The organism is Pseudoalteromonas sp. S408, assembly GCF_005886645.1.
Taxonomy (GTDB): Bacteria; Pseudomonadota; Gammaproteobacteria; order Enterobacterales; family Alteromonadaceae; genus Pseudoalteromonas.
In genome coordinates this window covers 1-6,025 of record NZ_PNDY01000039.1, presented here as the reverse complement: position 1 = coordinate 6,025, position 6,025 = coordinate 1, and the positions used below count along the sequence as shown (strand labels likewise).

Genomic DNA, 6,025 nt, shown 5'->3' with positions numbered 1-6,025 from the left:
AATAGAGCCTTTTTCGTAACCTATGGCGACAATAATCGCCTGCTGCATTTTTCCGGTATTCATAGGTAATCGTGTTGCCCCTGCCACTATAGGGAAGGTATACGGCGCATCGGTTAAGTAAATAACGGGATATGTTTTATTTAGCTTATTTTTATATGACTTAGGCAATTGAATGTAAACAGGATAAACACGCTTACTGGACGATTCCGTTAATTCAATAACGCTACTTCTAGGAATTTCGTAAGGCGTATTTGCACTTAATTTAAAACATATGAAAGCGAAAAGTAATACTAAAGATTTTAAAGCAGTATTCACTATATTAATTAACCTAAGCCAATATTAAATGACTACTTTAACTCACTTTTAGCTTTAGGCTATTAAAAAATAAACACTCGGGCCTGTTGACCTTTCAGGATTATAATTTGTTCAATCTAGGGGCTATTTAATCGCGGCGCGAGGTTTGTAACCTAGTGGGCTAAGTAAAAACCGAGTAACAAAGAGTAAACTGCCCCTAGGCAGAACCCTTCGGGCAGCGCCTGTATAGCATTTATACGTCGTTATCGCCTATTTATGGGGAGTAACCACACTTCATAGGCTCTGCCTTGCCTAAATACAAAACGGACTGCTGCAAATCAAAACTCGAAAGGTAAACAGGCCCTAGGCTTTGAAAGGCAGTGTTACATGTTAGTTGTTTGTAGCACTGATAACGCTAAGCGGCTTGAGTGCTTGAGCATGGGCAATTATCGTCACTTTTTTTAAGGCACTGTTGGTAATTAAACCAGTGAGCTACAGCTACAAATGCCGAACCAAGTAGAGTAAAGCCTTTTTCACCTACCTCGCCAAAAAGCGACCCCCCTAAAGTCACAGCAACCAGCATTAATGTAATACCCACTACGCCAAAGGAAATATAACGCAAACGTCTATGCTTTTTACAACCTAGGCTCAACGCAAGTAAACTTGTAGGTATAACAGCAACTAAAATCCAAAAGTGAAATTGCTCACTATTAAGCTTAAGCGCACCAATACTAGGTAGTAGCGATAATAAAATAGGCGTTGCAAAACAGTGCACTGTGCACAATACAGAAAGCCCTATAGCAAGCCTATCCATTACACTTTGATTTGATCTCATTTCTAATCTCACTTTTCTATTAACTCTGATGTACTGTGCTGGCACTCGTCGCATGTCCCCGATATCTCGAGTTGTGAAGTGGTTGGTGCAAAACCAGTTGCTTGTACTTTCTTGAATAACGACCTTACTAATTCATCTGTTTCATTTATTTCACTTACGGTGTGACACGAATTACAAATTAAAAATATTGATAACTGGTGATGACAACCGCCATCAGCATAACTGCAAGGCATATATTTATTTTCAGACTTCAATCGGTGTACTAAATTAACCGACTCCAATACATTTAAAATTCGATAAACAGACATCGCAACAATTGAAGAGTCCATTATTTTATTAAACTGATTTTTTACTTCGTAAGCTGATAAAGGTTTATTTGCATTTAGTAAAATTTCTAATACTTGCTGACGCTTTTTTGTTAGCCTTTTATCAACGTTTTCACACTGTGTATTTGCAAATTGAATTGTTTTTTGAATTTGCTGCTTATTCATCATTCCCTCTAATCTAACCCCAATATGCTTAAGCTCTTTTTATTTCTCTGGTAATAACCCTAATTACATACTGTGCGTAATTTTAACCAAACCAGCTATTGATATAATATAACATATATATCACAATTGATATAATATAACATCAAACAAGGTAGCCAAATGAAACGTAGATCTCAATTAGCTGTGCTCATTGCAGCTTTATTACCTGCAAGTGTGCTTGCATCCACAATTGAAGGCGTTGTTTTAAACAACAAAGGGAAAGTAGTTACCAATGCAACGGTAGAAGTTGAAGGCTCAGACCTTAAAGTAACCACCAACGAAAACGGTAAATTTGTAATAGCAGAGCTAAGCAATGGCTTAAAAGAGCTTCATATTGTGGCGCCAGGTTATGCCCACCTTCATCGTGATATAATAATAAAAAACGATGAGAACCAATCGGTTACTTTTAACTTAACGCGCTCGCCTATTGAAGTTATTGATATTGAAGCAACCCCTATTCATATGTCGGCAATGGAATCAGCCTCACCTGTTAGCGTTTTATCTGGCGAGCAACTAAGGCGCCAACAAGCCGCAACCCTTGGCGACAGCCTTGAAAAACTCCCAGGCGTTAATACCAACTTTCACGGTAAAGTAGCCAGCACACCTATTATTCGTGGTTTGAGCGGCCCGCGTGTACTTATTACTCAAAATGGCCTTGATGTAAGTGATGTGTCACGCGTTGGCCCCGATCATTCTGTTGCATCAGAAGCGTCTACCGCAAAACAAATTGAAGTATTACGCGGCCCTGCAACACTGTTTTATGGCAGTGGCGCCATTGGTGGCGTAGTAAATGTGGTAGATAACCGCGTACCAACCGACAGTACAACACGCGGCGAGTGGAACGTAGAGCATAACTCTGCTGATAACCAAAAAGTGGCCTCGTTTAATGCCACCACAGGCACAGACTCGGTAGCTTTTTATGCCGATGCGTTTTGGCGTGAAGCCGATGACTACGAGGTACCTGTAGCCGCAGATATAGATAGCGACGGTGAAGGCCATAGTGGCGATTACAAAGTTGAAAACAGTAATGAAGAGTCCGATGGTTTTACTGTTGGCGCTAGCTACTTAATGGATAACGGCTTTATTGGCTTAGCTGTAGAGCAGTTTAATCGTCAATACGGTATTCCGGGCCATACGCACGGTGATGAAGAGGAAGAACACAGCGACGAAGAAGAAAGCGTATTTGCTGATTTAGAGCAAACTAAAGTGCAATTATTAGGTGAGTACAACCTAGATAATAAGTGGCTAAACAAAGTAAACCTGCGCGTTGGCCACACCGACTACGAACACGCTGAAATTGAAGGTGGCGCTGTAGGCACCACATTTAAAAACGAAACAAACGAATTACGCATAGACCTACTACATAACCAATTTAACGAGTGGAATGGCGGCATTAGCTTTCATTACAAACAAAGCGATGTAGAAGCGCAAGGTGAAGAGGCCTTTACTCCTCCATCAGAAACCGAAAGCTTTGCTGTAGCGCTAATGGAAGAAAGACACTTTGGTGATTTTTTAGTGCAGCTAGGTGGGCGTATTGAGCGTGTAACAATTGAAGCAGGCGACGTATTACTGCCAAATATTGACGCTCATGCACACGATGAAGTAGAAGAGCATGATCACGACCACGAAGAAAGCGCAGAAACCACTCGTGTATTTGACGTAGAGCATGAATTTACGCCAATCAGCTTATCGGCAGGCATAGTGTGGGATTTTACACCTAACTATAATTTAGGACTTTCTGTATCGCGCTCTGAACGTGCACCTTCTGCTTCTGAGTTATTATCGTTTGGGCCGCACATTGGTACTGGCACTTACGAAGTAGGCGCACTATTTGATTTAGATGAAGCCGGCCATTTAGGTTTATCTAGTCAAACAATTGACTTAGAAACAGCCAATAATATCGATTTAACCCTGCGTAAAACCCAAGGTGATGTTGGCTTTATTTTAAATGCCTTTTACAACCAAGTAGATAATTACTATTACCAAATAGACACCGGTTTATTCGCTGAAAGTGGTCACGACCATGGCGATGAAGAAGAAGGCGCTGACGAACACGACCATTCATCAGAACTGCCGGTTTATTTATTTAAAACAGACGATGTAATTTTACACGGGTTTGAAACGCAAATTGCGTGGCAATTAACCGATGAGTTTAAAGTAGATTTATTCTCAGATTACGTTCGTGCACGCCTTAAAGACGGCGGCGATTTACCCCGTACTCCACCACTTCGTTTTGGTAGCGAGTTAAGCTATCAAACAGATAAATTCAGTGCGCATATTCACGTTACTCGCTATCAAAAGCAAGACCGCACAGCCCCACAAGAAACAGCAACAGACGGCTACACATTGGTTGATGCAAGCATCTCTTACGACCTTTCAGTATTAAACCAAGATATGTCTGTTTACCTGCGAGGCACCAACTTAACAGATACAGAAGCACGCGTGCACAGCTCGTTTGTAAAAAATATAGCACCACGTCCAGGGCGTAGCTTTGCGCTAGGTATTCGCGGTTATTTTTAAGCATTAAAAAATTATAATTAAAGGAAATAAACATGAAAAAACTATACAAATTAAAGCTTATTGCACTGGCTATTAGCACTACATTTATTACAGCCTGTGGCGATGCCCAGACCAATATTGTAGAAAAAGACCCTATTGTTATAGAAGACGAGCACGATCATGGCGATGGTGACGGTCACGACCACGGCGATGAATACACCATTGATTCATTAGGTAGACTTGTAGTACTTGCTGGCGATAGCAACACAGCCAGCTTCTTTGATTTAGACGACAACGCGCTGCTTGAAACATTTACTCTGACGAATGACTCAAACACGCTATCGTCATCACCTGATTTTCGTTATGCCGTTATTGCAAGCCGCGCACAAGATTACTTAGGCTTTATTGATGGTGGTTTATGGCGTGAAGACCATGGCGAGCATTTACACGACTATGAGCAAAGCCCAGCAGCTAGCAGTTATGAGCTAACAAGTGGCAGCCGCCCTACTCACCTTGTAAAACATGACGGCCAATTAGCTATTTTTTATGATGGTGATGCAGGCTCAGGCACGGTTGCCTCTGTTGAAATATTAACAGATAACGACATAACCAGCGCAACAGACACCCTTCCTGGTATTAGTTACGACATTAATATGCACGGCGTGGCAGAACCTCGTGGTGAACATTTATTATCAACACTTCGCCGTGATGACAGCGAAAGCACATCGGTTGCTAAAGTACTGCCAGACCAAGTAGGTGTTTATCATTTTCATGATGGTGAATATGAGCTTGAACAAACCTTAGAAGTTACGTGCCCTGATTTACACGGCGCGGCACAAAACCACGACTACGTGGCATTTGGCTGTAGCGATGGTGTGTTATTAGCCCACCAGCACGATGATGAATACGAAGCTGAAAAAATAGCGAACATTGCAGCCGTTGGCGATTTACGCATTGGTACTATATACGGTCATGAAGACAGTAAGACCTTTATTGGCGTTGCTTCTGGCCATGGTGGCGGCAAAGCCGTAATTGTAACTATTAACCCAGCAACAGCACAAATGGAAGAACTAGAATGGCAACTAGCCGATGGCGCAAGTGCTGTGTCGTACTCTTTTTCTGCCCATGGCGAGCACTTTTTAATATTAGACAGCTTAGGCTTTTTAAATGTATTTAGTGCACACGACCATGATGGCGAAATGCATTGGGAGCTTGAAGGCCAAGTTGATATTACCGAGCAAGATGTATCAACCATGCCAGAGGGCATGAGCTTTAGCATGACAGTGGCGCAAAATGGTCAGTTTGCTTATGTAGCCGACCCTATTGCTCAACACGTTGTGCAAGTACACCTTGAAGACTTAGAAATTGAAAGTGAGGTTGAGCTTACTTTTGCTCCTAGTGCAATTACTTGGCTTGGTATTGCACAAGAGGAAGAAGACGATCACGAACATTAAGTTAATAAAAGTTCTGAGTAGCTAGCTTACTCATTTATTGCATATTGAAAAATAAACCTATCATTAGCTTTACTAATGATAGGTTTTAAATGGTAACGTTTTCTAACGTCAGTAATTTTACAGTATTACTCACTTATAGTGCTGTATATCCAATCAAGCCCTTGTATTGCAGTAGTAGGAAATGCCGTTGCATGGCTCGCTCCTTCAATAACAACACTTTTTAATTGTATATTGTCACTGTTGAGTGCATTAATTTTTTGTACCAATTGCTTGGCACCCTCAACCATATTTTGTCCTTCAAAGGCTGGGGTTTCCTTTGCTCCCACCGATATATAAACTTTTATAGGCACTTTAGGCTTATTTACTTGTAGCGCTAAGACTGCGTTGCTGTCAAACCAAACAGACGGGCTACC

Annotated in this window: 5 protein-coding genes and 1 pseudogene; 2 read left to right on the top strand and 4 right to left on the bottom strand. The window is 41.4% G+C overall.

All coding sequences use genetic code 11. The features are described from left to right. The 3 genes from CWB62_RS18355 to CWB62_RS18345 form a co-directional block, all read right to left on the bottom strand. Positions 1-315: alpha/beta hydrolase-fold protein (locus CWB62_RS18355; protein WP_249313612.1), on the bottom strand; the 315-nt coding region annotated here is incomplete at its 3' end. A 394-nt stretch (positions 316-709) separates the two neighbouring features. After that, the gene (locus CWB62_RS18350; protein ID WP_138528171.1) at positions 710-1,129 is read right to left on the bottom strand and encodes a MerC domain-containing protein; all 420 of its coding nucleotides are present in this window, start codon (positions 1,127-1,129) and stop codon (positions 710-712) included. Positions 1,130-1,137: 8 nt separating this feature from the next. Further along, positions 1,138-1,620, bottom strand: a complete 483-nt coding sequence (locus CWB62_RS18345; RefSeq protein ID WP_138528173.1) for a Fur family transcriptional regulator — start codon at positions 1,618-1,620, stop codon at positions 1,138-1,140. 159 nt (positions 1,621-1,779) lie between these two features. Between CWB62_RS18345 and CWB62_RS18340 the strand changes: the two genes are divergently transcribed. After that, the gene (locus tag CWB62_RS18340) at positions 1,780-4,179 is read left to right on the top strand and encodes a TonB-dependent receptor (RefSeq protein WP_138528175.1); all 2,400 of its coding nucleotides are present in this window, start codon (positions 1,780-1,782) and stop codon (positions 4,177-4,179) included. A 32-nt stretch (positions 4,180-4,211) separates the two neighbouring features. Then, on the top strand, positions 4,212-5,612 hold the full coding sequence (locus CWB62_RS18335; protein ID WP_138528177.1) for a 5-methyltetrahydrofolate--homocysteine methyltransferase: 1,401 nt from the start codon (positions 4,212-4,214) through the stop codon (positions 5,610-5,612). 125 nt (positions 5,613-5,737) lie between these two features. On the opposite strand, the pseudogene CWB62_RS18330 reads toward CWB62_RS18335, so the two are convergent. Continuing rightward, a pseudogene (locus tag CWB62_RS18330) lies at positions 5,738-6,025 on the bottom strand (alpha/beta hydrolase); the annotation flags it as partial.